The organism is Streptomyces sp. NPDC020807 (assembly GCF_040641575.1).
In the GTDB taxonomy this organism is placed as follows: Bacteria; Actinomycetota; Actinomycetes; order Streptomycetales; family Streptomycetaceae; genus Streptomyces.
In genome coordinates, this window is sequence record NZ_JBFADU010000012.1 from 1 (window position 1) to 26,163 (window position 26,163).

Annotated in this window: 20 protein-coding genes; 7 read left to right on the forward strand and 13 right to left on the reverse strand. The window is 71.8% G+C overall.

Translation table 11 applies throughout. The features are described 5' to 3' along the window. Nucleotides 1-402 precede the first annotated feature (402 nt). The 3 genes from AB0G79_RS18975 to thyX form a co-directional block, all read right to left on the reverse strand. Complete coding sequence (locus tag AB0G79_RS18975; protein WP_360807796.1) at nt 403-2,088, reverse strand: ribonuclease J; 1,686 nt, start codon at nt 2,086-2,088, stop codon at nt 403-405. Between the two features lie 100 nt (nt 2,089-2,188). Continuing rightward, on the reverse strand, nt 2,189-3,088 hold the full coding sequence (gene dapA, locus AB0G79_RS18980) for a 4-hydroxy-tetrahydrodipicolinate synthase (RefSeq protein WP_360807798.1): 900 nt from the start codon (nt 3,086-3,088) through the stop codon (nt 2,189-2,191). A gap of 197 nt (nt 3,089-3,285) precedes the next feature. Next, nucleotides 3,286-4,026 carry an FAD-dependent thymidylate synthase gene (thyX, locus tag AB0G79_RS18985; RefSeq protein WP_360807799.1) on the reverse strand — a complete coding sequence of 247 codons (741 nt, stop codon included), beginning with the start codon at nt 4,024-4,026 and terminating at the stop codon, nt 3,286-3,288. Between the two features lie 163 nt (nt 4,027-4,189). Here thyX and AB0G79_RS18990 point away from each other — a divergent pair, with 163 nt between their 5' ends. Further along, nucleotides 4,190-4,429 (forward strand): hypothetical protein, encoded by a 240-nt coding sequence (locus tag AB0G79_RS18990; RefSeq protein WP_360807801.1) that lies wholly within the window; start codon nt 4,190-4,192, stop codon nt 4,427-4,429. Between the two features lie 51 nt (nt 4,430-4,480). Beyond that, nucleotides 4,481-5,038: a hypothetical protein gene (locus AB0G79_RS18995; protein ID WP_360807803.1), complete on the forward strand. Its 558-nt coding sequence runs from the start codon at nt 4,481-4,483 to the stop codon at nt 5,036-5,038. On the opposite strand, the gene AB0G79_RS19000 is transcribed toward AB0G79_RS18995, so the two are convergent. From AB0G79_RS19000 to eccD, 6 genes are all read right to left on the reverse strand, one after another. Next, nucleotides 5,028-5,480, reverse strand: coding sequence for a tetratricopeptide repeat protein (locus tag AB0G79_RS19000; protein WP_360807805.1), 453 nt, complete (start codon nt 5,478-5,480; stop codon nt 5,028-5,030). The two genes, AB0G79_RS18995 and AB0G79_RS19000, sit on opposite strands and share 11 nt — an antisense overlap. Nucleotides 5,481-5,484: 4 nt before the next feature. Next, entirely contained in the window at nt 5,485-6,237 is a 753-nt protein-coding gene (gene dapB / locus AB0G79_RS19005) for a 4-hydroxy-tetrahydrodipicolinate reductase (protein WP_360807807.1), read from the reverse strand. Nucleotides 6,238-6,263: 26 nt separating this feature from the next. Then, nucleotides 6,264-7,643, reverse strand: a complete 1,380-nt coding sequence (locus AB0G79_RS19010) for a pitrilysin family protein (protein WP_360807809.1) — start codon at nt 7,641-7,643, stop codon at nt 6,264-6,266. Continuing rightward, a complete protein-coding gene (locus AB0G79_RS19015) occupies nt 7,640-9,856 on the reverse strand; it encodes a polyribonucleotide nucleotidyltransferase (protein ID WP_360807811.1) in 2,217 nt (738 codons plus the stop codon). The genes AB0G79_RS19010 and AB0G79_RS19015 overlap by 4 nt, the downstream gene beginning before the upstream one ends. A 284-nt stretch (nt 9,857-10,140) precedes the next feature. Further along, nucleotides 10,141-10,431, reverse strand: a complete 291-nt coding sequence (rpsO, locus tag AB0G79_RS19020; protein WP_015036567.1) for a 30S ribosomal protein S15 — start codon at nt 10,429-10,431, stop codon at nt 10,141-10,143. A 201-nt stretch (nt 10,432-10,632) separates the two neighbouring features. Then, nucleotides 10,633-12,111, reverse strand: a complete 1,479-nt coding sequence (eccD, locus tag AB0G79_RS19025; RefSeq protein ID WP_360807814.1) for a type VII secretion integral membrane protein EccD — start codon at nt 12,109-12,111, stop codon at nt 10,633-10,635. 247 nt (nt 12,112-12,358) lie between these two features. On the opposite strand from eccD, the gene eccCa reads away from it, so the two are divergent. Both eccCa and AB0G79_RS19035 read left to right on the forward strand, forming a co-directional pair. Beyond that, complete coding sequence (gene eccCa, locus AB0G79_RS19030; RefSeq protein ID WP_360807816.1) at nt 12,359-16,312, forward strand: type VII secretion protein EccCa; 3,954 nt, start codon at nt 12,359-12,361, stop codon at nt 16,310-16,312. Between the two features lie 66 nt (nt 16,313-16,378). After that, nucleotides 16,379-16,663, forward strand: coding sequence for a DUF397 domain-containing protein (locus AB0G79_RS19035; protein ID WP_360807818.1), 285 nt, complete (start codon nt 16,379-16,381; stop codon nt 16,661-16,663). Nucleotides 16,664-16,736: 73 nt separating this feature from the next. On the opposite strand, the gene AB0G79_RS19040 is transcribed toward AB0G79_RS19035, so the two are convergent. The 4 genes from AB0G79_RS19040 to eccB form a co-directional block, all read right to left on the reverse strand. Further along, nucleotides 16,737-17,024: a WXG100 family type VII secretion target gene (locus tag AB0G79_RS19040; RefSeq protein ID WP_360807820.1), complete on the reverse strand. Its 288-nt coding sequence runs from the start codon at nt 17,022-17,024 to the stop codon at nt 16,737-16,739. Nucleotides 17,025-17,123: 99 nt separating this feature from the next. Beyond that, nucleotides 17,124-17,477 carry a WXG100 family type VII secretion target gene (locus AB0G79_RS19045; protein WP_360807822.1) on the reverse strand — a complete coding sequence of 118 codons (354 nt, stop codon included), beginning with the start codon at nt 17,475-17,477 and terminating at the stop codon, nt 17,124-17,126. 201 nt (nt 17,478-17,678) lie between these two features. Continuing rightward, nucleotides 17,679-18,959 (reverse strand): type VII secretion-associated serine protease mycosin, encoded by a 1,281-nt coding sequence (mycP, locus tag AB0G79_RS19050; RefSeq protein WP_360807824.1) that lies wholly within the window; start codon nt 18,957-18,959, stop codon nt 17,679-17,681. Nucleotides 18,960-18,971: 12 nt separating this feature from the next. After that, nucleotides 18,972-20,516, reverse strand: a complete 1,545-nt coding sequence (eccB, locus tag AB0G79_RS19055; protein ID WP_360807826.1) for a type VII secretion protein EccB — start codon at nt 20,514-20,516, stop codon at nt 18,972-18,974. Nucleotides 20,517-20,782: 266 nt separating this feature from the next. On the opposite strand from eccB, the gene eccE reads away from it, so the two are divergent. The 3 genes from eccE to AB0G79_RS19070 all read left to right on the forward strand — a co-directional run bounded on the left by eccE (nt 20,783) and on the right by AB0G79_RS19070 (nt 26,146). Beyond that, on the forward strand, nt 20,783-22,111 hold the full coding sequence (eccE, locus tag AB0G79_RS19060; protein WP_360807828.1) for a type VII secretion protein EccE: 1,329 nt from the start codon (nt 20,783-20,785) through the stop codon (nt 22,109-22,111). Beyond that, the gene (locus tag AB0G79_RS19065; protein ID WP_360807830.1) at nt 22,111-22,965 is read left to right on the forward strand and encodes a hypothetical protein; all 855 of its coding nucleotides are present in this window, start codon (nt 22,111-22,113) and stop codon (nt 22,963-22,965) included. The genes eccE and AB0G79_RS19065 overlap by 1 nt, the downstream gene beginning before the upstream one ends. A gap of 154 nt (nt 22,966-23,119) precedes the next feature. Beyond that, nucleotides 23,120-26,146: an SCO5717 family growth-regulating ATPase gene (locus AB0G79_RS19070; protein WP_360807832.1), complete on the forward strand. Its 3,027-nt coding sequence runs from the start codon at nt 23,120-23,122 to the stop codon at nt 26,144-26,146. The last annotated feature ends 17 nt before the right edge of the window (nt 26,147-26,163 follow it).

Here is a 26,163-nt window from a genome sequence, read left to right on the forward strand (position 1 = left end):
AGGAACCTCGACCATCCGAAGATGGACGGGGTATCAACTAATCTGGCGTTGATTTTTGGCACGCTGTTGAGTTCTCAAGGTGCGGACGCTTCCTTCGTTCCTGTTTCCAGGCCCTCCGGGCGCTTCCTTCGTTTCCGACTCTATCAGATCTTTTCGATCCGATTTCCTCGGTGCTTTCCGGTCCCTTTCGTTTTCACTCCGGGGGCCTTTCGGCGTGTTCCGACTTTATCAGATGATTTCCGTCGGATTTCCCGCCTCCCGGAGAACCGTTCAGGCACACGATGGTGCCGGGTGGTTCCCGATCTGGCGGAGCCGTAAACGTACTGGAGCGGGGCGCCCCGATGCAAATCGAGGTGCCCCGCTCCGGTGTGGCGCTGGTCAGACGGCCCAACGGGCCGTCCGTCAGACCTCTACGACGACCGGGAGGATCATCGGGCGGCGGCGGTAGGTGTCGGAGACCCACTTGCCGACGGTGCGGCGGATCAGCTGCTGGAGCTGGTGGGGCTCGACGACGCCGTCCTGGGCCGACTTGTTCAGGGCCTGGTCGACCTTGGGGATCACCGCGTCGAAGGCGGAGTCCTCGATGCCGGAGCCGCGGGCGTGGATGTTCGGCCCGCTCACGATCTTGCCGGTGGAGGAGTCCACGACCACGAAGACCGAGATGATGCCCTCGTCGCCGAGGATGCGGCGGTCCTTGAGGTGGGTCTCGGTGACGTCGCCGACCGAGAGGCCGTCCACGTACACGTAACCCGCCTGGACCTTGCCGGTGATGCGGGCGCGGCCGTCGATCAGGTCGACGACGACGCCGTCCTCGGCGATGACGATGTGGTCCTTGGGGATACCCGTCATAGCGCCGAGCTCGGCGTTGGCGCGGAGGTGGCGCCATTCGCCGTGGACAGGCATGAGGTTCTTCGGGCGGCAGATGTTGTAGAAGTACAGCAGCTCGCCGGCCGAGGCGTGGCCCGAGACGTGGACCTTGGCGTTGCCCTTGTGGACGACGTTGGCGCCCCAGCGGGTCAGGCCGTTGATCACGCGGTAGACCGCGTTCTCGTTGCCCGGGATGAGGGACGAGGCCAGGATGACCGTGTCGCCGGGGACGATCCGGATCTGGTGGTCGCGGTTGGCCATGCGGGACAGGGCCGCCATCGGCTCGCCCTGGGAGCCCGTGCAGACGAGCACGACCTCGTCGTCCGGCAGGTCGTCGAGGGTCTTGACGTCGACGACGAGACCGGCCGGGACGCGCAGGTAGCCCAGGTCACGGGCGATGCCCATGTTGCGGACCATCGAGCGGCCGACGAAGGCGACCCGGCGGCCGTACTCGTGGGCGGCGTCGAGGATCTGCTGGATGCGGTGCACGTGGCTGGCGAAGCTGGCCACGATGATGCGCTTCTGGGCGTTGGCGAAGACGTTCCGCAGGACGTTGGAGATGTCCTTCTCCGGCGGGACGAAGCCCGGGACCTCGGCGTTCGTGGAGTCCGAGAGGAGAAGGTCGATGCCTTCCTCGCTCAGTCGCGCGAACGCGTGGAGGTCCGTGAGACGGCCGTCCATCGGGAGCTGGTCCATCTTGAAGTCGCCGGTGGCGACGGCCATGCCCGCGGGGGTGCGGATGGCGACCGCGAGCGCGTCCGGGATGGAGTGGTTGACGGCGATGAACTCGCAGTCGAAGGGGCCGAGGACCTCGCGGTCGTCCTCCTTCACCTCGAGGGTGTAGGGACGGATCCGGTGCTCCTGGAGCTTGGCCTCGATCAGCGCGAGGGTCAGCTTGGAGCCGATCAGCGGGATGTCCGGCTTGAGGCGGAGCAGGTAGGGGACGGCACCGATGTGGTCCTCGTGGCCGTGCGTGAGCACGATGCCCTCGATGTCGTCGAGACGGTCCCGGATGATCGTGAAGTCCGGGAGGATCAGGTCGATGCCGGGCTGCTCCTCTTCGGGGAAGAGGACGCCGCAGTCGACGATCAGCAGACGGCCGTCGAACTCGAAGACCGTCATGTTGCGGCCGATCTCGCCGAGGCCGCCGAGCGGGGTGACGCGCAGCGCGCCCTTCGGCAGCTTCGGCGGGGCGCCGAGTTCAGGATGCGGATGGCTCAAAAGACTCTCCTCACCACGCGCGCCACGGGCCGGTCGGGCACGTGGCGCGCATGACATTCGTGCACTTGCTGTTGTCAGTGTTCAGTTGTGAAGTCCGTTGTCAGAGTTCTACCCCGCCGGCGGCCAGGTCGACCTTGAGCTGCTCGGTCTCCTCGGGGGAGAGCTCCACGAGCGGGAGGCGCAGCGGGCCGGCCGGGAGGCCCTGGAGGGCGAGGGCGGCCTTGGTGGTCATGACGCCCTGGGTGCGGAACATGCCGGTGTAGGCGGGGAGCAGCTTCTGGTGGATCTCCGTGGCCTTCTGGACCTCGCCGGCCAGGTGGGCTTCGAGGAGGGCGCGGAGGTCGGGCGTGGCGACGTGGCCGACGACGGAGACGAAGCCGCAGGCGCCGACGGAGAGCAGGGGGAGGTTGAGCATGTCGTCGCCGGAGTACCAGGCGAGGCCGGAGCGGGCGATGGCCCAGCTGGCGCGGCCGAGGTCGCCCTTGGCGTCCTTGTTGGCGACGATCCGGGGGTGCTCGGCGAGGCGGACGATCGTCTCGGTGTCGATCGGGACGCCGCTGCGGCCGGGGATGTCGTACAGCATGACGGGGAGACCGGTGGCGTCGGCGATGGCCGAGAAGTGCCGGTACAGGCCCTCCTGCGGGGGCTTGTTGTAGTACGGCGTGACGGCGAGGAGGCCGTGGGCGCCGTCACGCTCGGCGGCGCGGGCGAGTTCGAGGGTGTGGTGGGTGTCGTTGGTGCCGATGCCGGCGATGACGTGGGCGCGGTCGCCGACCGCCTCCAGTACCGCTCGTACGAGGGCCGATTTCTCCGCGTCGCTGGTGGTCGGGGACTCGCCGGTGGTGCCGTTGATGACGAGGCCGTCGTTGCCTGCGTCCACCAGGTGGGTGGCGAGTCGCTGGGCACCGTCGAGGTCGAGTGCGCCGTCCGCCGTGAAGGGCGTGACCATGGCGGTGAGGACCCGCCCGAAGGGGGTCTGCGGAGTGGAGATCGGAGCCATGGGTAACACGCTACTCGCTGCTCAGCGCCGGGTGTCCCCGAGGGGGACGCGAAGAAGAGGAGCCCGGCACTGCCTGCTCGGGGGTTCAGGCAGTGCCGGGTCCGTTTGATCAGCCTAGATGAACTTCTCGAAACGTCGCAATACGGACACTTCGCATGAGCGTTTCGGACATCTGTGCCCTATGGCCGGACAGGCCCTTAGGGGGCCACGCGGCCGTTCTTGTTGAAGGCGGCGTGGGTCAGCGGCATCAGCCGGGCCCAGTGCTCCTCCATCTTCTCGCCCACCATCTCGATCTCCCGCTGCGGGAAGGACGGGACCGCGGCCAGCTCGTGCTGGGTGCGCAGACCGAGGAAGTGCATGAGGGAGCGCGCGTTGCACGTGGCGTACATCGAGGAGAAGAGGCCGACGGGGAGGACCGAGCGGGCGACCTCGCGGGCGACGCCGGCGGCCAGCATCTCCTGGTAGGTGGCGTACGCCGTCCGGTACGACTCCTCCATCGTGCGGCTCACGACCTCGTGCTGCTCCGGGGTGCCCTCGACGAAGACGTACTTGCCGGGGCGCCCCTCCTGGACCAGCTTGCGGGAGGTGTCGGGGACGTAGAAGACCGGCTGGAGCTCCCTGTAGCGGCCCGATTCCTCGTTGTACGACCAGCCCACCCGGTGCCGCATGAACTCGCGGAACACGAAGATCGGGGCGCTGATGAAGAAGGTCATCGAGTTGTGCTCGAACGGGCTGCCGTGGCGGTCCCGCATCAGGTAGTTGATCAGGCCCTTCGAGCGCTCCGGGTCCTTCTGGAGCTCTTCGAGGGACTGCTCCCCCGCCGTGGAGACACGCGCCGCCCAGAGGACGTCGGAGTCGGTCGCCGCGCTCTTGACCAGATCAACGGTGACGTCGCTCCGGAAGTCGATCTTCACGTTCTCGTTGGGGGTGTCGGTCACCAGCGGTCCTTCCAGTCGGCTGTTGCAATCGACCACCCTACCGAGGTCGGAGGGGTCCTCCTGGAGGATGAGATTCAGCCGGTTTGGTGAAATAGGGCACCAAAGCGTCGAATCCGTCGTCTGTACCTGTGACGGAGATCGACGACAGAGGAGAGTGGCCCTGATGTTCCGCCGGCGAGAGGCCGTACCGTTCGCGTTCGTCGCGGAGGCCGACCACTTCCGCAGTAACGTCACGCCGCCACCCAGGGAGCGGCTGAAGGCCTCCCAGATCGTGGGGCGCACGCTGCTCGGGCTCACCGTCGTCGCCGGACTCGTCGGTTCGCTGGTCCTCGGCATGCCGTCCCTCCAGTCGGGGGACTCCGCCACACACCAGCAGCAGTCCGAAGCCTCCGACAACCGCTGAGGTAGCCTCACCGGGCACTGCCCGATCGTGCTTGCGAGTGAGGAACCTGTCGTGCCCCTGCCCTTTCTGACGGCCGACCGTGCTTTTGACACGACCGACCACGTCGCCCTCCCGTTCGACGACCACGATCAGTGGCGCCGTCCTTACCGGCCGGGGTCGTGGCGCGTCGGAACGGCGGCGCTCGCGCTGCTGCTCGCCGCGTTCGTGCTGCTCGCCGCCGTGATCATCGTCGCGGCCGGCGGGTTCGCCGGCGCGACCGTGACGCTCGGCATCGCGGTGGTCGTCATCCTCGCCGCCCTGCGGATGCTCCGCGTCGGCACGTGGGTGAGCCGCGCCGGGGTGCGCCGGGTCGGCTTCCTCCGGACGGTCACCGTGCCGTGGGCCAAGGTGAGCTCCGTGCGGACCGCGCAGCAGCCGGTGCGCTGGCTGGGACTCCCCCGGACGGTCCAGGGCCAGGCCCTGGTGCTCGACCGGCAGGGTGGCGAGCCGCTGCTGCTGCTCACCGACCACAGCGCCGACTTCCTCTCGCGGGTCGAGGCCTTCGACCGCGCCGCCGACACGGTCGAGGCCTGGAACGCCGAGTACGGCGTCGTTCCCGCTACGCGCTGACCGCGCGGCCCTCGTGGAGGGCGATGGCCCGCTGCATGGCCTTGCGGGCCCGGGGGGTGTCGCGGGCGTCGTGGTACGCGACCGCGAGCCGGAACCAGCAGCGCCAGTCCTCCGGGGAGTCCTCCGTCTCGGCCTTGCGCCGGGCGAAGACCTCGTCGGCCGAGTCGCGGTCGATGCGGCCGCCCTCGGTGCGCTTCAGCTCGTCGACGGGGAGTCCGCCCTCGGCCTCCAGCTCGGCGGCGAGGGCGCCCGCCCTGCGGGCGAAGCGGGTGTTCTTCCAGAGGAACCAGCCGCCGACGACGGGCAGCAGGAACGCGATGGCTCCCATGCCCATGGCCGCGGGTTCCCCGGTCAGGAGGAGCAGGACGCCCTCCATCGCCACGACCCCGAAGACGAGCACCAGGACGGTGGCGAGGAAGACGTAGGTGATCTTTCCGCCCATGCCGTCAGCCCAGGTCCAGGAAGTGTTCCAGGCCGAAGGTGAGGCCGGGGGTGGTCGTCACGCGGCGGGCGCCCAGGAGGATGCCCGGCATGAAGCTGGAGTGGTGCAGCGAGTCGTGGCGGATCGTGAGGGTCTCGCCCTCGCCGCCGAGCAGCACCTCCTGGTGGGCCAGCAGGCCCCGGAGACGTACCGCGTGGACCGGGACACCGTCGATGTCGGCGCCGCGGGCCCCCGCCACACCGTGCTTGGTGTTGTCCTCCTGGGCGCCGAGGCCGGCCTCGGCCCGGGCCTTGGCGATCAGCTGGGCGGTCCGGGTCGCCGTACCGGAGGGGGCGTCGACCTTGTGCGGGTGGTGCAGCTCGATGACCTCGACGGAGTCGAAGTACGGGGCCGCGACCTGCGCGAACTTCATGGTGAGGACGGCGCCGATGGAGAAGTTCGGGGCGATGAGGACGCCCGTCTCCGGGGAGGCGGCGAGCCAGGAGTCGAGCCGCGCGAGGCGCTCCTCGGTCCAGCCGGTGGTGCCCACGACCGCGTGCATGCCGTGGCCGACGCAGTACTCGAGGTTCTCCATGACCGAGTCGGGCGTGGTCAGCTCGACGACGACCTGGGCGCCCGCCTCGGCGAGCGTCTCCAGCTTGTCGCCGCGGCCGAGGGCCGCGACCAGTTCCATGTCCTCGGCGGCCTCGACGGCCTTGACCGCCTCGGAGCCGATGCGGCCCCTCGCTCCGAGAACCGCCACGCGCAGCTTGCTCATTCGTCTGCTTCCTTAGGGGATCTGGGTCAGGAGACCGCTTGGTGGAGGCGGTCGGCCTGCTTGTCCTTGAGCGGTCCTATCACCGAGAGCGAGGGCCGCTGGTCCAGTACATCGCGGGCGACGGCCCGGACCTCGTCCGGGGTGACCTCGGCGATCCGGGTGAGCATGTCGTCGACCGACATGTGCGTGCCCCAGCAGAGCTCGCTCTTGCCGATCCGGTTCATGATCGCGCCGGTGTCCTCGAGGCCGAGGACGGTCGAGCCGGAGAGCTGGCCGACGGCCCGCCTGATCTCCTCGTCGGTGAGACCGTCGGAGGCGACCTTGTCGAGCTCGTCCCGGCAGATCCGCAGGACGTCGTGGACCTGGTTGGGCCGGCAGCCCGCGTACACGCCGAAGAGGCCGCAGTCGGCGAAGCCCGAGGTGTACGAGTACACGCTGTAGGCCAGGCCGCGCTTCTCGCGGACCTCCTGGAAGAGGCGGGAGGACATCCCGCCGCCGAGGGCGGTGTTCAGCACGCCGAGGGCCCAGCGGCGCTCGTCGGTGCGGGACAGGCCCGGCATGCCGAGGACCACGTGGGCCTGCTCGGTCCGGCGGGCCAGGTGCTCGACGCGGCCGGCCGTACGGAGGAGGCGCCTGCCGTCGCGGGGGGCGACGGGGGTCGCGTCGGTACGGGTGAGGGCGCCGGCCTTCTCGAAGGCGCGGCGGACCTGGCGTACCACCGTGGCGTGGTCGACGTTGCCCGCGGCGGCCACGACCAGGTGGGTCGGGTCGTAGTGCTTCTTGTAGAAGCGGGCGATCTGGCCGCGGGTGAGGGCGTTGACCGTGTCGACGGTGCCGAGGACCGGGCGGCCCAGCGGGGTGTCGCCGAACATCGTCTGCGCGAACAGGTCGTGCACGACGTCGCCCGGGTCGTCCTCGGTCATCGCGATCTCTTCGAGGATGACCCCGCGCTCGGCCTCGACGTCCTCCTCGAGGACGAGGGCGCCGGTGAGCATGTCGCAGACGACGTCGATCGCCAGCGGCAGGTCGGTGTCGAGGACCCGCGCGTAGTAGCAGGTGTACTCCTTCGCCGTGAAGGCGTTCATCTCGCCGCCGACCGCGTCGATCGAGGAGGAGATGTCGAGGGCGGACCGCTTCTGGGTGCCCTTGAAGAGGAGGTGTTCCAGGTAGTGGGTCGCGCCGTTGAGGCTCGGGGTCTCGTCGCGGGAACCGACGTGCACCCAGATGCCGAAGGTGGCGGAGCGGACCGACGGGAGGGTCTCGGTGACGACCCTCAGGCCCCCGGGGAGGGTCGTGCGGCGGACCGTGCCGATGCCGTCCTTGCCCGGGAGAAGCGTTTGGGTACGGGCGACGGCCCGCCCCTCCGAAGAGGGGCGGGCCGTCGTCACGGAACTACGGGACGTCACTGGTCGGTGTCGTCCTTCGCGTCAGCGCCGTCCTCGTCCGCGATCACGGGGATGAGGGACAGCTTGCCGCGCTGGTCGATCTCGGCGATCTCGACCTGGACCTTGGAGCCGATCGCCAGCACGTCCTCGACGTTCTCCACGCGCTTGCCACCGGCGAGCTTGCGGATCTGCGAGATGTGCAGCAGGCCGTCCTTGCCCGGGAGCAGGGAGACGAAGGCACCGAAGGTGGTGGTCTTGACGACCGTACCCAGGTAGCGCTCGCCGACCTCCGGCATGGTCGGGTTGGCGATGCCGTTGATCGTGGCGCGGGCGGCCTCGGCCTGCGAGCCCTGGGCGGCACCGATGTAGATGGTGCCGTCGTCCTCGATCGTGATGTCGGCGCCGGTGTCCTCCTGGATCTGGTTGATCATCTTGCCCTTGGGGCCGATGACCTCACCGATCTTGTCCACCGGGATCTTGACGGTGATGATGCGCGGCGCGTTCGGGGACATCTCGTCCGGAACGTCGATCGCCTCGTTCATCACGTCGAGGATGTGCAGACGCGCGTCACGGGCCTGCTTCAGCGCGGCGGCCAGGACCGAGGCGGGGATGCCGTCGAGCTTGGTGTCGAGCTGGAGCGCGGTGACGAAGGTCTTCGTACCGGCGACCTTGAAGTCCATGTCGCCGAACGCGTCCTCGGCGCCGAGGATGTCGGTCAGGGCGACGTAGTGCGTCTTGCCGTCGATCTCCTCGGAGATCAGGCCCATGGCGATGCCGGCGACGGGGGCCTTGAGGGGCACACCGGCGTTCAGCAGCGACATGGTGGAGGCGCAGACCGAGCCCATGGACGTCGAGCCGTTGGAGCCGAGGGCCTCGGACACCTGGCGGATCGCGTAGGGGAACTCCTCGCGGGTCGGGAGGACCGGCACGATCGCGCGCTCGGCGAGCGCGCCGTGGCCGATCTCACGGCGCTTGGGCGAGCCCACGCGGCCGGTCTCGCCGACGGAGTACGGCGGGAAGTTGTAGTTGTGCATGTAGCGCTTGCGGGTCACCGGGGAGAGGGTGTCCAGCTGCTGCTCCATGCGGAGCATGTTGAGGGTGGTGACGCCCAGGATCTGGGTCTCGCCACGCTCGAACAGCGCCGAGCCGTGCACGCGCGGGATGGCCTCGACCTCGGCGGCGAGCGTACGGATGTCCGTGATGCCGCGGCCGTCGATGCGGACCTTGTCCTTGATGATCCGCTCGCGGACCAGCTTCTTGGTCAGCGCGCGGTAGGCACCGGCGATCTCCTTCTCGCGGCCCTCGAAGGCCGGGAGGAGCTTGTCGGCGGCGAGCTCCTTGACGCGGTCCAGCTCGGCCTCGCGCTCCTGCTTGCCGGCGATGGTGAGCGCCTGGGCGAGCTCGCTCTTGACCGCGGCCGTGAGGGCCTCCAGGACGTCGTCCTGGTAGTCGAGGTAGACCGGGAACTCGCCGGTGGGCTTGGCGGCCTTGGCGGCGAGGTCCGACTGGGCCTTGCAGAGGACCTTGATGAAGGGCTTCGCGGCCTCGAGGCCGGCGGCGACGATCTCCTCGGTCGGCGCCTGGGCGCCGTCCTTGACGAGCTCGATCGTCTTCTCGGTGGCCTCGGCCTCGACCATCATGATCGCGACGTCGCCGTCCTCCAGGACGCGACCGGCGACGACCATGTCGAAGACGGCGTCCTCGAGCTCGGTGTGCGTCGGGAACGCGACCCACTGGCCCTTGATCAGGGCGACGCGGGTGGCGCCGATGGGGCCGGAGAAGGGCAGGCCCGCCAGGATCGTCGAGGCGGAGGCGGCGTTGATCGCGACCACGTCGTACAGGTGGTCGGGGTTGAGCGCCATGATCGTCTCGACGATCTGGATCTCGTTGCGCAGGCCCTTCTTGAAGGAGGGGCGCAGCGGCCGGTCGATCAGACGGCAGGTGAGGATCGCGTCCTCGGAGGGGCGGCCCTCACGGCGGAAGAAGGAGCCGGGGATCTTGCCGGCCGCGTACTGCCGCTCCTCGACGTCGACCGTCAGGGGGAAGAAGTCCAGCTGGTCCTTGGGCTTCTTCGAGGCGGTGGTCGCGGAGAGGACCATCGTGTCGTCGTCGAGGTAGGCGACGGCGGAGCCGGCGGCCTGCTTGGCGAGGCGACCGGTCTCGAAGCGGATGGTGCGGGTGCCGAAGGTGCCGTTGTCGATGACGGCCTCGGCGTAGTGGGTCTCGTTCTCCACTAGCGGTTTCTCCTACGTGTTCGTCTTTGCGTCCTTCGGCCCGTGTGGCCGGGGACGGTGTCGACGGGAGCGGAGAGGCGCGCCTTGGGTGCGGGCCGGTCTTCGATCGAAGCTCCCGGCATGTTCCGGGGGCCACTACCGAGGACCGGCGGCGAGCCGGCGGGCTTCGCGCTCGTCCGTCGTATGGGGTTGTGCGACCAGACTAAGTGCCTGTGTGCACTTTGTGCACGTACAGCAAAGGGAGCGGCCCCCTGAAAGTGGGAACCGCTCCCTTCACGGCGTGCTTACTTGGCGCCGCCGGCCGCACCGCGGCGGATGCCGAGGCGGTCGACCAGCGTACGGAAGCGCTGGATGTCCTTCTTCGCCAGGTACTGGAGAAGGCGGCGGCGCTGGCCGACCAGGATCAGCAGGCCACGACGGGAGTGGTGGTCGTGCTTGTGCTGCTTGAGGTGCTCGGTCAGGTCCGAGATGCGACGGGACAGCATCGCGACCTGGACCTCGGGGGAGCCGGTGTCGCCCTCCTTGGTGCCGAACTCGGCCATGATCTGCTTCTTGACAGCGGCGTCGAGAGCCACGCGGATCTCCTCTTGGGTGTTCGTGCGCCCGCGAGTGCCCCTGGTCTAGGTCTCAGGGGAATCTTCCGTGACTCGGCGGGCGAAGGTCCGATGGGCGCAGCTTCCAGAGCCTGGAGGGCTTCCGGGAGCGCGTACACAAACGGCCGTCACACAGCGTACCAGGTGGGCGGAGGGGGCTGTCGCCCGGTTTCCCCCGCCGGCTCACTTGCTGGTGAGGGAGCGGACCGCCGTGAAGACGTCGAGGACGGCGAGGCAGAGGGGGACGAGGGAGAGGAGGACGAAGCCCTCGGTGAGGTCGAGGAGGCGGCCCCAGAAGGGGGAGAGGCCCTTCTTCGGGATGATCAGGCCGATGGCGGTGATCACGGCGGCGCCGGCGGCGACGGAGGCGGTGAGCCAGATCGTCCGGATGTCGAGGCCGCCGCGGTCCCCGTACATGAGGAGGTCCTTGACGAGGTCGGCCGGCGGGTTGAGGGAGAGGCCGAGGACCAGGAGGGCGATGGCGGCGATGCCCGCGACCAGGACGCAGGCGACCTGCGAGGTGTAGCGGAAGAGGCGGGCGCGGAGCAGCATCGCGAGGCCGGCGGCGAGAGCGAGGAGCTGGCCCCAGAGGTTTCCGGCGAAGCCGAGGACGGCGGCGGAGCCGACGACGACGGCCGCGCAGCCGCCGACGAGGCCGAGGAGCATCTCGTGGCCGCGGCGGGCCTGGAGGGCGATGCGCTCGCCGTCGACCGTCCTGAGGTCGTCGCCGGTCTGCTGCTGCGGGTCGCCGAGGAACTCGTCGTCGGCGGCGCTGCGCGGGGCCGCGTACCCGATGGGGAGGCGGGCGAAGCGGGCGGAGAGGCCGGGCAGGAAGGCGACGAGGCCGATGGCGACGGGGGCGCAGACGGCGGCGGTCGCGGTCGCGGTGCTCTCGGTGAGGATCGCGACGAAGGTGGCGAGGGTGCCGACGGTGGCGAGGAAGGTGGCCGCGACGAAGGGGGCGTCGCCGCTGGGGGTGAGGGCGACGAGGGCGACCGAGGCGACGAGGACCGTGACGCAGCCGAGGAGGAACTGGAGGCGGCCGGGGCCCTGGCCGGTGTCGGGGGCGACGATGCCGGAGCCGGCTATGAGGAGCAGGGGCAGGGCGCCGAGGCCGAGGGCGACGGCGGTGGCCCGGTCGCCGTAGACGCGGGCGCGGACGCCGGCGAAGGCGGTGAGGAGGAACCCCGCCGCTCCGGCGATGACGCCGGGCAGGCTGTGCATGTCGTGGCGGACCGGGTCGGCGAACCAGAGGACGAAGCCCATGAGGACGAGGAGCAGGACGCCGCCGACGAGGCCGGCGCCGCGGAGCAGCTCGTCGCCCCAGAGGTGGCGGTCGCGGGTGACGGCGGAGGCGACGGCGTCGGAGACGTCGTCGTAGACGGCCGGCGGGAGGGACTGCGCGAAGGGGCGCAGGGAGAGGACCTCGCCGTCGAGGACCTGCTGGGCGACGAGGGTGCGGGCGCCGTCGAGGACGGAGCCGTCGCGGCGGACCAGGTGGTAGCCGGTGGGGGTGCCGGGGGCCTGCGTCTGGCCGGTGAGCCGGAGGATCTCGGGGTAGACGTCGGCGACGGCGATGTCCTCGGGGAGCGCGACGTCGATGCGGCTGTCCGGCGCCACGACGGTGACGCGGCAGAAGCCGGTCGCTGCGGTCGTACTCACGTGTCTGGACCCCCTGATTCGCGGTTGCGCCCGTCGGATGCGCGGTCGTGTCCGGCCTGGTTCGCTTTGCGCCCGGCCCGATTCGCGGTTGCGCACGATGCGCGCGCCACCCTACCGGGGACCTGACAAGTGGGCTGCAAGTAGGATCGCCGTCCCATGGGGGAAGTCCGCGCGCTCGGGCCCGACAGGGGTGCCGTGGCGGGAGCTCCCGCCACGAGCCCGCCTCCTACGAGGGATTGATGCGCCGGTGAGCCAGATCGTCGTCAAACGCCCGCCGAGGGCGCTTCCGCCGGAAGTGCCCGGTGAGGAACTGGTCCTGGAGTCGCCGCCGGAACTCCCGCGGGGGCAGCAGGAGTCGGCGCTGATGCAGCTCCTGCCGATGCTCGGCATGGGCTCGTCGGTGGTCTTCTTCTTCATGACGCCGTCTCCGATCATGCGGATCATGGGCGTGCTGATGCTGGCGTCGACGGTCGCGATGGCGGTCGCCCAGTTCGTCAGATTCCGGCGCGGTACGCAGGGGCAAATGGCCGATGTCCGCCGGGACTACCTCAAATACCTCGCACAGACGCGGCGCACGGTCCGGCGCACGGCGCGGAAGCAGCGGGACGCTCAGCTCTATCTGCACCCCTCCCCCGAGCAGCTGTGGTCGGTCGTGGCCGAGGGTTCGCGGGTGTGGGAGCGGCGGGTCGGCGACCACGACTTCGGACAGGCGCGGATCGGGCTCGGCGCGCAGCAGCTGGCGACCCCGCTGGTGGCGCCGGACACGGCTCCGGTGGACGAGCTGGAGCCGCTGTGCGCGGGCGCGATGCAGCAGTTCCTCGCGGTGCACGGCACCCTGGACGGGCTGCCGATGGCGGTCTCGATGCGGGCGTTCTACCACGTGACGGTGTCGGGCGACGCGGAGTCGGCGCAGGCGGTGGCGCGGGCGCTCGTGGCGCAGCTCGTGACGCTGCACTCCCCCGACGACCTGATGCTCGCGGTCGTGGCGGCCCGCGGTTCGCAGGAGCGGTGGGACTGGACGAAGTGGCTGCCGCACGCCCAGATACCGGGGCAGGTCGACGGGGCCGGTACGAAGCGCCTCTTCGGCGACGACCTCGGCGAGCTGGAGGGGCTGATCCGGTCGAAGCTGGACGGGCGGCCGCGGTTCTCCCGGGACAACCAGCCGGTCCTCGACCAGCCGCACGTCGTGGTGATCCTCGACGGCGGCAGCGTGCCGCCGGACTCGCTGCTCGCGGCGGCCGAGGGTCTCCAGGGCGTGACGATCGTGGAGGTCGTCTCGGGCGAGCTCGACGAGCCGCGCGGCGGGCTCTCCGTGGTGGTGCGGCCGGGGCGGCTGAGTCTGGAGTTCGGCGGCGGTTACGCGTACGAGGGGCAGCCGGACGGGATGTCCCCGGCGGCGGCCGAGGCGCTCGCCCGGCAGCTGGCGCCGCTGCGGATGGGCGGCGGGGACGACGACGAGCCGCTGCTCGCCAATCTGGACTTCACGGACCTGCTGAACCTGGGGGACGCGGAGTCGGTGGACGTGGCGCGGACCTGGCGGCCCCGGACGGTGGCCGAGCGGCTGCGCGTGCCGATCGGCGTCGGCGAGGACGGCCAGCCCGTCATGCTCGACCTGAAGGAGGCCGCGCAGGAGGGCATGGGCCCGCACGGTCTGTGCGTGGGCGCGACGGGTTCCGGCAAGTCGGAGCTGCTGCGGACGCTCGTGCTCGGCCTGGCGGTGACGCACTCCTCGGAGACGCTGAACTTCGTCCTCGCGGACTTCAAGGGCGGCGCGACCTTCGCGGGGATGTCGCAGATGCCGCACGTGGCGGCGGTCATCACCAACCTGGCGGACGACCTCACGCTCGTCGACCGCATGGGCGACGCGATCCGGGGCGAGCTCCAGCGGCGCCAGGAGCTGCTGCGCTCGGCCGGCAACTACGCCAACATCCACGACTACGAGAAGGCGCGGGCGGCCGGCGCCCCGCTCGAACCGCTGGCCTCGCTCGTCCTCGTGATCGACGAGTTCTCCGAACTCCTCACCGCCAAGCCGGACTTCATCGACATGTTCATCCAGATCGGCCGCATCGGCCGCTCCCTGGGTGTCCATCTGCTGCTCGCCTCGCAGCGCCTGGAGGAGGGCAAGCTGCGGGGCCTCGACACGTACCTCTCGTACCGGATCGGTCTGCGGACCTTCTCCGCGGCGGAGTCGCGGACGGCGATCGGCGTCCCGGACGCCTACCACCTGCCGTCGGTGCCCGGTTCGGGCTACCTCAAGTTCGGTACGGACGAGATGACGCGGTTCAAGGCCGCGTACGTGTCGGGGACGCACCGTCCGGGCGGGCCGCGCCTGGAGATCGGGCAGATGCCGGTGGAGCGGCGTCCCGCGCTGTTCACGGCGGCGCCCGTGCCGGTGGTCTACGCGGCGCCGGACCCGGCGTACCTGACGGCCCGGCGCAAGGAGGAGGACGACGCGCTCGCGGACACGGTCCTCGACGTGATCGTGCGGCGCCTGGAGGGGCAGGGCGTGCCGGCGCACCAGGTGTGGCTGCCGCCGCTCGACCAGGCGCCCTCGCTCGACCAGCTGCTTCCGGGGCTCGCGCAGACGGCGGAGCGGGGGCTCACGGCGGCGGAGTACACCCGGCAGGGGGCGCTCACCGTGCCCCTCGGCCTCATCGACAAGCCGTTCGAGCAGCGGCGCGAGGTGCTGTACCGGGACTTCTCGGGCGCGGCCGGCCACATGATGGTGGTGGGCGGTCCGCAGTCCGGGAAGTCGACGCTGATGAGGTCGCTGGTCTCGTCGTTCGCGCTCACCCACACCCCGGCCGAGGTGCAGTTCTACTGCCTGGACTTCGGCGGTGGCGGCATGGTGGCGCTCGCCGACCTGCCGCACGTCGGCGGGGTCGCCTCGCGGCTCGACCCCGAGCGGGTGCGGCGCACGGTCGCCGAGGTGCTCGGCGTGCTGAACCGGCGGGAGGAGTTCTTCCGCGCCCACGCGATCGACTCGATGGCGACGTACCGGCGCAGGCGCGCGGCGGGCGAGCTGCCGGGCGAGGCCTGGGGCGACGTCTTCCTCGTCGTGGACGGCTGGGGCAGCTTCCGCAACGACTACGACACCCTGGAGCCGATCGTCTCCGACATCGCGGCGCGCGGTCTCGGCTACGGCATCCACGTGGTGATCACCGCCGCCCGGTACATGGAGGTGCGGGCGGCGCTCAAGGACCAGATGCTGGGCCGCCTCGAACTGCGGCTCGGCGACGTCATGGACTCCGAGTTCGACCGCAAGGTCGCGGCCAACGTGCCGACCGGGGTGCCGGGGCGCGGCCAGGTGCCGGAGAAGCTGCACTTCATGGGCGCGCTGCCGCGCATCGACGGGTCGAGCTCGGCCGCGGACCTGGCGGACGGCACGGCCGCGTTCGTCCGGGCCGTGAAGACGAGCTGGGCCGGGGCGCCCGCTCCCGCCGTGCGGCTCCTGCCGCGCAGGCTGCCCGCGGAGCAGCTGCCGAAGGGCTTCGAGTACCCGCAGCACGGCATCGCGATCGGCATCGACGAGACGAACCTGGAGCCGGTCTTCGTCGACTTCGAGGCGGACCCGTTCCTTCTCGTCTTCGGCGAGAGCGAGTCCGGCAAGACGGCGCTGCTGCGGCTGATCGCCAAGCAGCTGTGCGAGCGGTACACGCCGGAGCAGGCGCGGATCGTGGTCGGCGACTACCGGCGGACGATGCTGGAGGCGGTGGCGCCCTCGCACCTCCTGGAGTACGCGCCGATGGCCTCGGCCATGCAGATGCACATGGACGCCATCAACACGGTGATGACGCGGCGGGCGCCGAAGCCGGACATCACCCCGCAGGAGCTGCGGGACCGCTCCTGGTGGACGGGGCCGCAACTCTTCGTGCTGGTGGATGACTTCGAGCTGGTGGCGACCAACTCGGGGAACCCGCTGTCGGTTCTCGTCGAGAACCTGCCGTTCGCGCGGGACGTCGGCATCCGGTTCGTCGTGGCGCGCAACCAGGCCGGTGCCTCGCGGGCGATGTACGAGCCGTTCATGCAGCGCGTGCGGGAGCTGGGCGCGCAGGCGGTGGTCCTCTCCGGAGATCCGCAGGAGGGCGACATCGTCGGAGGCGTACGGGCGCGGCCGATGCCTCCGGGGCGGGCGACGTTCGTCTCGCGCAAGCGCGGAACGCCGCTGGTGCAGCTGGGCTGGCTGCCGGAACAGCACTGAGCGGAGCGGTCCCTCCCACTAGTGTGGGAGGGACCGTTGCACGACCGCCGCGAAGGGATAGCGCCGATGTCCGACGCCCACGAGACCACCGCAGAGCTCGACGAGGCCGCGCGCGCCGCCGAGAAGCAGCGGCAGAAGGACGAGCTGTACGCACTCGACATCTCCGGCGTCGAGTGGCGCGGCGCGCCGGGCACCAGCCCCGAGGAGGAGCGGGTGGAGATCGCCAACCTGCCGGAGGGCGGGGTGGCGATGCGGTCGTCGCTCGACAAGGAGACGGTGCTGCGGTACACGAAGGCCGAGTGGGACGCGTTCGTCCTCGGCGCACGGGACGGCGAGTTCGACCTCAAGTAGGCGGTACGCGCGTACGCGTGAGGGGGTGGCCCGTCCGTCGACGGGCCACCCCCTCAGCCGTGTTCGCGACGGGTCACATGCGGAAGCGAGCCGCGTTGCCCCGGTCGGTGTCCTGGTAGCCGACGACCGACTCGTCGAGGAGCTGGGCGATGCGCGCCAGGTCCTGGTTCATGCCGGCCTGGTCGCGGGTGAGGCGGTCCTGGGTCTCGCGGTACGCGATCTTCGCCTCGCCCTCCCAGTTGCCGGCGACCCGGTTGACCTCGGCCATGAGGTCCTCGAGCTTCTGGGTGAGGGTGGTGGAGGTCAGGCGGGTGTCGGACGCCGCCTGCGTCACGGTGTCGTAATTGACCGCAGTGGTCATGGTGTTGACTCCTGGAGTGAGAGTGGCGCGGAGGACTGGTCGAGCCGTGGGCCCGGTGCCGCGGGGCCCCGGTGCCGCCGGGCTCGGATGCCGCTGGGCTCAGATGCCGAGGATGGCGCTCTGGTTGCCGCCGCCGGCGGCGGCACCGCCGCTGGCGTCCATCGTGCGGAAGGAGCGCAGACGGTCCTCCTCCTCGCGCGAGAAGCCGTCGGCGCTCATGCGCATGATCTCCTCGAGCTTCGCCAGCTCGTTCCGCATGCTGCGCAGGCGCATGTTCAGGTCGTTCTGGACCCGGTCGTACTCCTTGCTCGCAGCGCCCTGCCAGCCCGCCTGCACGCGGTCCACCACGCTGTTGAGCGAGGTGATGCGGGCCTGGAGCTCCTCGGAGAAGTCCTGGATGCGGCCGGCCAGCCGCACCTGTTCGGCACTGGTGACGTTCAGGTCTTTCGACATCTTGCCCCTTCTTCCTTCGGTGACGTCGACGGCCGGGCCGTCGTGCCAACCGGTCGTGATGCGGACGGGAATCTTCTGATGCCGCCCCCGTGCGGGGCTCGCACTGCCGTGCGGCCCGCGACCACTTTAGCCATGGGGGGCGGCGGTTCCAACTGCAAAGGAGACACCGGAAATCCGGCCGGTGGGTGCACCACGCATCGCTCAGCGCACCCCTCTCCGGCGGCGGTTGTCGCGGATCACGGTGGCGGTTCCGGCGACCACGGCCACCAGTACGCCGCCGATCCCCAACGCGTAGGTGGCGAGCCGCTCGGAGCGCTCCTGGGGCGTCTCCGAGAGCGCCAGTGCCGCCACCTCGGGCGCCGGCGGCTTCGGCGGTCCCGGGTCGGGCACGGGCGAGGACGGCGGCTCCCCGGGGGCGTCCGCGAGCGCCCGCACCGGGTCGACGACTCCCCAACCCACGTAGGGGTCGCGGCCGTTGATCGAGCGGACCGCGGTCTGCTCGATCCGGGTGACGATCTGCGCGGCGGTCCACTCGGGGTACTTGGCGCGGAGCAGGGCGGCGACACCGGCGACGTACGGCGCGGAGAAGCTCGTACCGTTGTCGACGCACTGGCCGCCGCCGGGGACGGTGGAGACGATGTCGACGCCGGGGGCGGCGACGCCGACGAAGTCGCCGGACTGGGAGAAGGCGGCGCGCTCGTTGTTGCGGTCGGAGGAGGCGACGGCGAGGACGCCGGGGAAACCGGCCGGGTACGTCGTCTTCTGCCTGCCGTCCACGCCGTCGTTGCCCGCCGAGGCGACGACGACGATCTCCTTGGCGAGCGCGCGGGCCACCGCCTTGCCCATGGGCGAGTCGAGCGCCATCGGCTGCGTGGTGTCCTGCGAGATGTTGATGACGTCGGCGCCCTTGGCCACGGCGTGGTCGATGGCCTTCGCCATCGTGTCGGACTTGCCGCTGTTCTTCTCGTCGTTCTGCCGGATCGGGATGATCTTCGCGTCGGGGGCGAGTCCGACGAAGCCGGTGCCCGGATGCGGTCGGGCCGCGATGATGCCGGCGACCTTGGTGCCGTGGCCGACCTCGTCGACGGTGCCGTCGGTCTTGCCGCGCTTCTCGTCGCCGAATCCGGGGTTCTTCTTGTCGGGCGTGAGGAAGTCCTTGCCCGCCTTGGCGTCGACGGCATCGCGCAGCTGCGGGTTGATGTCGTCCACGCCGGTGTCGATGACGGCGACGCGGACGCCCTCGCCCTTGGTGTCCTGCCAGAGCTCGTCGAGCAGGACGCGCTGGAGCGGCCAGGGGGTGCCCTCGATCTGCCTCTTCATGGGGAAGGTGCACTCGCCGCTGCCGTCGAGGGCCCAGCCGTCGGCCCGCGGGGCCGCGCCGGCGGGAGTCGCCGCGGCGGCGGCCGCCGCGGCGGGGCTCGCGAGGAGGCCCGTCAGGGTGGTGGCGGCGATCAGGGCCGCCGCGCGGGACGTCGTCGTCACCCGTGTCACCTCCTAGGAACCCTGCGGCTGGCGCGCGCTGTTGGTGTCGAGCCGGGGGCCCTTCGACAGGAACTCGGACCATTCGATGGGGACGATCGCCGGCACGACCTTCGCGTAGCCGAGACGCTTCTGCGCGTCGGCCGGTTCCGGACGCCCGTCGGCCTGCTCCTCCTGCTCCCCCACGCCGATCTCGGAGCGGTCCGAGTCGCTGTCGCCGTTGGCCTGGACGGCGTACCGCAGGCCGGTGTCGGTGACGAGGAAGAGGGAACCGCCCTGTTCGGGCTTCTGGTTGCCCTGGACCTGGTTGTAGAGCAGGCCGCTTCCGGGGGTGACGTACGTGCTGGTGCCGCCGGCGGTGATCTCGGCGGGGTACTCGGTGCCCGCCCAGGTCGCGAGGGTGGTGCCGCCCTTCTCGTCGACGTCGACGAGGACGCTGCAGACGGTGTCCCTGGCGCCGGCGCCGGTGGTGGCGTTGACCGCCTTGGACCGCGTCTTCGGCCAGCGGACGCCGGCGTTGAACTCGGCCGGGTCGGGCTGGAAGGCAGCGGTCTCGGTGGCGGCGGCCTCGTCGTTCATGTCGAGGCGCGCGGTCTGCGGGGAGTGGATGAGCAGCCAGGCGGTGAACGCCGAGACGGGCTGCACCTTGCCCTTCAGGACGAGGTAGTGCTGCGGCCCCTCGCCGGTCTGGGCGAGGAGGACCATGCCGACGCGGTTCTCGGTGCCGCTGAGGGTGTTCCCGGGGATGTCGGCGGGCGCGCCTATCTCGCCCTCGATGTGCGGGAAGTCCACGGTGTCGCCGGTCTTGAGGGTCGCGAGCCAGTCGTCCGTGACGGGCTGCGGCTGCTTCCCGCCGACGAGGGTGGTGAGCAGACCGCGGGAGTCGGACTTCAGCGGGTACTTGGTGCCCGTGTGGTCCACGAGGAACTGGGCGCTGTCCTTCTGGCCCTTGACGTAGAGGACGTCCCCGTCACCGAGCTTGTTCGCGTCCTCGGTGCGGCGGAGGTCGCGCTGCGCGAAGAGGAAGGCCGCCTTCTGGACGCTGGCTCCCTTGCCGCCGCCGGGCTGTTCGCAGACGGCCCAGCGCTTCTCCTTGCCGGCGTCGTCGGCGGAGGGGAGGCGGTCGGGGGCGTACGGGATGCCGAGGATCGGGCCTCGCTGCTTGCCCTCGTCGAGCTTCTTGTCGTCGACCTGGACGACCCGGAACTGGTCGGGGTTGAGCAGCAGGCGCGCGGAGGCGAGGTTGAGGACGGGGTGCAGGAGCGCCTTCTTGTCCTCGCCCTTGCCGGTCTCCAGGACGACGTACCGGGTCGTGGACTGCTTGCCGACGATGACCCGGGTGCCGGGGGTGTCCCAGCCCTTGGGGGCCTGCGGGCTGAACATGCCCCAGGCGCCGAACCCGGCCATGACGAGGGCGCCGACGACGAGTCCGGGGACGATCGCGCGCAGCGGCTTGGGCGCCCCCTCCTCCGTGCCGGAGGGCGACGGCTGGAGGAATGCCGCCACCGTGCGCTTCTTCGCAAAGGTGTACGCGTTGAGCTCGTCCCGGCGCGATGCCATGGGTCCCCCTTCTCGTCAGGCGCGCTCTTCGCGTCCTCGCGTCTTCCCGGTCCTCGTGCTGCGCGCGCCGGCTCGTGCCGCCTCACGCCGCCTCGCGCGCGGTACGCCGGAACAGCCGCCCGGGCCCCGCCCTTCGGACCGGCCCCCTACTATGCCTGCTGTCCCCCGCCGTCCGAGGGGCGGGTAGGGTGATCCGGCCCCCAAAGCCCCCGCAGGCCAGGGCGATCGGGACGCACATCGGGACGAATTGAGGGGGATTCTCCATCATGGCTTCCGCGACGCGGACACGGCCCGCCGCGGCCGGCGCCTCCGCGCCCCCGCCCACGGGCCCCGGCGCGCAGGCCGGTTCGCCGGCCGCGGCCTCGGTCTCCCCCCGGCTCCAGGCGCGCCCCGGACACTTCGGTTCGTTCCGATTGCAACAGCTCGTACTGATCGAGGTGGCGGCGGCGCTGCTCGTCGTCGCCTGGGTCGTCGACCGGCTGCTGCTCGTCCCCGCGGGTGTGGTCGCCCTCGCCCTCCTCCTCCTCGCGCTCGTACGGAGACACCGGCGCTCGCTGCCCGAGTGGCTCGGCACCTTCTTCGCGCTGCGCGCGCGGACCCGTCGGGCGGCCTCCTTCACCGTGCCCGAGGGCACCGAGCCGGGGCTCGCCCCGGTCGTCGAGTGCGATCCGGCGCTGCGCACGTACGCGTACAGCGACCGCGACCGGCGGCCCGTCGGGATGATCGGTGACGGAACGTTTCTGACGGCCGTGGTGAGGGTCGAGTCGGACGGCACCGCGCTGCGGCCCGACCGCGCGGCACGGCCTTTGCCGGTCGGCCTGGTCCGGGACGTCCTGAGCGTGGACGGCATCCGCCTGGAGTCCGCGCAGATCGTGCAGCACACCCAGCCCGCGCCCGCGCCGCACCTGCCCGCGCAGTCGATGGCCGCGCGCAACTACGGGCCGCTCCAGGCGCAGACGGGCGCGCCCGCCGTGCGGATCACCTGGATCGCGCTCAAGCTCGACCCCGAACTGTGCCCGGAGGCGGTCGCCGCGCGCGGCGGCGGCATGACGGGCGCGCAGAAGTGCGTGGTGCGGACGGCGGACCAGCTGGCGAGCCGGCTCGCGGGCGCCGGGTTCCGGGCGAGCGTGCTGACCGAGCAGGAGCTCGTGTCGGCGCTGGCCACCTCGTCCTGCGCGAGCCCGATGGCGATCACCCAGGCCGGACGCGGGCAGGCACAGCCGCGGCGGACGCAGGAGACCGCGCGGACCTGGCGGGTCGACGACCGCCGCCACACGACGTACTGGGTGGGCCGCTGGCCCCAGTTGGGCGGTGCCGGCGGCGGCGCGGGCGCGTCGATGCCGCAGCTCGTGGCCCTGCTGACCTCGCTGCCCGCGCTCGCGACGACGTTCAGTCTGACGCTGAGCGGCGGTGACCGGCAGGAGGTGACGGTGACCGGGCACGTACGGATCACCGGGCGCAGCGACGAGGAACTGGTCGCCGCGCGGCACGAACTGGAGCGCGCGGCGCGCGGGGTACGGACGGGGCTCGTCCGGCTCGACCGCGAGCAGGCGCCGGGGATGCTGGCGACGCTGCCGCTGGGGGGTGCGCGCTGATGTCCTTCTCCGCGTCCGCCGCGTCGGGCTCCTCCCCCGTGCCCGCTTCCTCCGCCTTCGGGCCTTCCCTCTCCTCCGGTCCCACCGGCCCCTCCGCCCCCTCCCGTCCCTCCCGCTCCTCCCGTTCTTCCGGGCGTACGGGGCGTGAGGCACGGCCCCGGTTCGGTTTCGGGCTCGTCGGGCCGCGCCGTGACCGGCACTCCGTGCCCGTCGACCAGCTCGACGCGCTGGCCCTGCCCGTCGGCGACGACGGGGTCGTGATCGGCGTCGACGCCGAGAACCGGGCGGCCGTCCTCGGCATCAACCGGCCCGTCCCCTACGACGTCACGCTCATCGGCGGCCTGTGGACCGCGCAGGTCCTCGCCCTGCGGGCCGCCGCGACCGGCGCGCGGGTGGCCGTCGAGACCGGCCGCGCGCAGGCGTGGACGGCACTCGCCCAGGCGGCCGGCGGCGGACAGCCGTGCATCTCGCTGCACGACGTCGGCCGGGTGCCGCCGCAGGGCGCCTCGGCCGGCAGCCCCGTGGTCGTCGTGCGCGACTGCGGCATGCGGCCGCCGCGGGGCCGGGTCGTGTCGGCGCCCTGGCAGTCGGTCGTGACCCTGCTCCCCTATCTGAGTCCGGTCGCGCCCCGCCTCCTGGAGAAGTCCTCGCTCGTCGGCGTCCAGCGGGTCTCCCCCGACGAGGCGGCGCAGATCGGCCGCATCATGGACCTCCCGCGTCACGAGTACGAGGCGCTGTCCACGCTCGCGGACGGGGTCACCCTGTGGTGCACCGCGAACGACCGGCAGTTCGTCATGACGCAGGCCACGGACGCGGAGACCGGGCTGCTCGGTGCCGCACGCCGGATGGACTGAATACGTCCTTTTTTGCGCCGTTTTGAACGGTGTGTGTTCTCACGGTGGCGCCGGAGGCGGCCTACGGGCCTGCCCTCCGGCACACCGCGCCGATTAGTCTGGACGGGCCCCGCCCACGACGGCACACGGGTGCTCGACCACACCAGGAGGCAAAGTGAACGGCGATCGGGACGAGATCCGCGGGGGTTGGAATCCGCCCGCCGACGATCAGTCCGACGCGGATCCCGCCGAGATGACGGGTGAGTTCACCATCGACTACACCCCGCCCGCCTGGTACACGCAGAACGCGTCGGGCGGTGCGGCGGGCGGTGGCGCCGCTCCCCCGCCGCCGAGCGGCGGGCCCGTCGCGGTGCCGGGGCTCCCGGCGGGCAGCGGGTTCGAGCCGAACTGGGGCGTGCAGCCGCCTGTGCCGCCGGCACCGGTGCCGGTGCCCGTCGCACCGGCCGCGCCCACCGCACCGATACCTCCCGTGGCGCCCGTGGCCCCCGTGGCGCCGGTGGCACCGGTGGCGCCCGTCGTCTCCGCGGTCGACGAGGAGCCCGCGACCATGCGCTTCTCGCCCGCCATGCTCCAGCAGGAGACCGGGGCGCGTGCGGCGGCCGAGGACGGCAGGGAGGCACCGGCCGCAGACGTGACCGTCGAGGACGGTACGACGGCCGAGACCGGGGCCGAGACCGAGGCTGCGGCAGAGGCGGAAGCGGAAGCGGCGGAGCCGCCTGCGGCTGAGGCCGACGCGTCCGTCGCCGCGGCCGACGCCGACGCCGAGGACCAGGCCGAGGCCGAGGTCGAGGACGAGACCGAGCTCCCGGCCGTGGCCGACGTCGAGACCGACGTCGAGGTCGAGACCGACGTCGAGGTCGAGACCGACGTCGAGGCCGTCGTTCCCGTCCAGGTCGTCGAGGCCGTCGGCGGTGCGGAGCAGGTCGTCGCCCCCGGGGCCGACCCCGCCGTCACCGCGCCCCTCCCGCCCGTCCCGCCGCAGGACGGCGCCGGGCTCCCCCCGCTCCCCCCGGCGTTCCAGCCGGCCGCCCCGGCGCCCGCGCCCGGCCAGCAGTGGCCCGCGCAGGCACAGCCCGGCGCGCAGCCGGTGCCCCCGGCCGCGCCCCTGCCGCCCGCCGCCGCCTGGCCGGGGCAGCCCGCGCCCGCGCCCGTACCGCCGCAGACGACGGGCGCGTACGGGTACCCGCAGCCGCAGCAGCCGCAGGGGGGTTACGGGTTCCCGCACCCCGGCACTCCCCCGCAGCCGCAGCAGCCGCAGGGCGGTTACGGCTATCCGCAGCCCGGAGCCGTACCCCCTCCGCAGGCGTACGGCGCCCAGCCGCCCGTCGACCCGCGGACGGGGGCCTCGTGGCCCTCGCCCGTGACGCACGACCAGCGGGAGCGGTCCGTGCCGGGCGCCCCGCTCGGGTACAACGCCGCCGTCGAGCTCTCCTCGGACCGGCTGCTCCGCAACAACAAGCAGAAGCCCAAGTCGAGCCGCAATCCCGGCGGCGCCGCCCGCTTCAAGCTCGGCGGCAAGAAGGAGGAGGCGGAGCGGCAGCGCAAGCTGGAGCTGATCCGCACGCCCGTCCTCTCCTGCTACCGCATCGCCGTCATCTCGCTCAAGGGCGGCGTCGGCAAGACCACGACGACCACCGCGCTCGGCGCGACGCTGGCGACGGAGCGGCAGGACAAGATCCTCGCGATCGACGCCAACCCGGACGCCGGCACGCTCGGCCGTCGCGTGCGGCGCGAGACCGGGGCGACCATCCGCGACCTCGTGCAGGCGATCCCGTACCTCAACTCGTACATGGACATCCGCCGGTTCACCTCGCAGGCGCCCTCCGGTCTGGAGATCCTCGCCAACGACGTCGACCCGGCCGTCTCGACGACGTTCAACGACGAGGACTACCGGCGCGCGATCGACGTGCTGGGCAAGCAGTACCCGATCATCCTCACGGACTCCGGCACGGGTCTGCTCTACAGCGCCATGCGCGGAGTGCTCGACCTGGCCGACCAGCTGATCATCATCTCGACGCCCTCCGTGGACGGCGCCTCCAGCGCCTCGACGACGCTCGACTGGCTCTCCGCGCACGGCTACGCCGACCTGGTGCAGCGCTCCATCACCGTCATCTCCGGGGTGCGCGAGACCGGCAAGATGATCAAGGTCGAGGACATCGTCCAGCACTTCCAGACCCGCTGCCGCGGTGTGGTGGTCGTGCCCTTCGACGAGCACCTGTCGGCCGGCGCCGAGGTGGACCTCGACATGATGCGGCCGAAGACCCGCGAGGCGTACTTCCACCTGTCGGCCATGGTCGCCGAGGACTTCGTGCGCGCGCAGCAGGCGCAGGGCCTGTGGACCGGCGACGGGCAGGGCGGGATGCCGCCGCACATGGCGCCGCCGATGCCGGGGCAGTACGCCCCCGGCCAGGCCGCGCCGGGGCAGTTCGCCCAGGGGCAGCCCGCGCCGGGACAGCCCGGGCCGGGCGTGCCGGGTCAGCCCCTGCCCGGGCAGCCCGTCGCGGGCCAGCCCCTGCCGGGGCAGTTCCCTCCCGGCCAGTTCCCGCCGGGCCAGTTCCCGCCGGGAGCGCCGGCGCCCGCGCCCTCGCCCGCCCCGGGGCAGCCGATGCCCGGGCAGTACGCCCCCGGTCAGCCGGCGCCCGGTCAGCCGTACGCGCCCCAGGCGCCGCAGCCCGGTCAGCCGTACGGCGGGCCGTCGCAGCCGGGACAGGCGCAGCCGGGACAGGCGCAGCCGGGGCAGCCGCTGCCCGCGCAGCCGTACCCGCCGCAGGGTTACGCCCCCGCTCCCGGCGCCCAGCCGGTCCCGGGCCAGGTCCCGCCCCCCGGCCAGCTCCCCGGTCAGGCCCCGATGCCGGGCCAGGTTCCGTCCCCCGGGCCGTTCCCGATGCCGGGTCAGGTCGCGCCCGGGCAGCCCGCGCCGGGGCCGTACGGGCCGGGGCAGCCGATGCCGGAGCCGTACGCACCGGAGCCGTACGCACCCGGTCCGTACGGCTCGGAGGCGTACGCCCCGGGTCCGTACACCCCGCAGCAGCCCGCACCCGGACAGCCGTATCCCGCGCCGGGCACCCCGCCGACCCCGCCGCAGCCGACGGGGCAGCCGGGGCAGCCGCTGCCCCCGCAGGCCGAACCCCAGGCCGACCCGCAGGGGCCGCCGCAGGCGCCGCCAGCCCCTCAGCAGTAAGGCGTCACAGGCGTAGA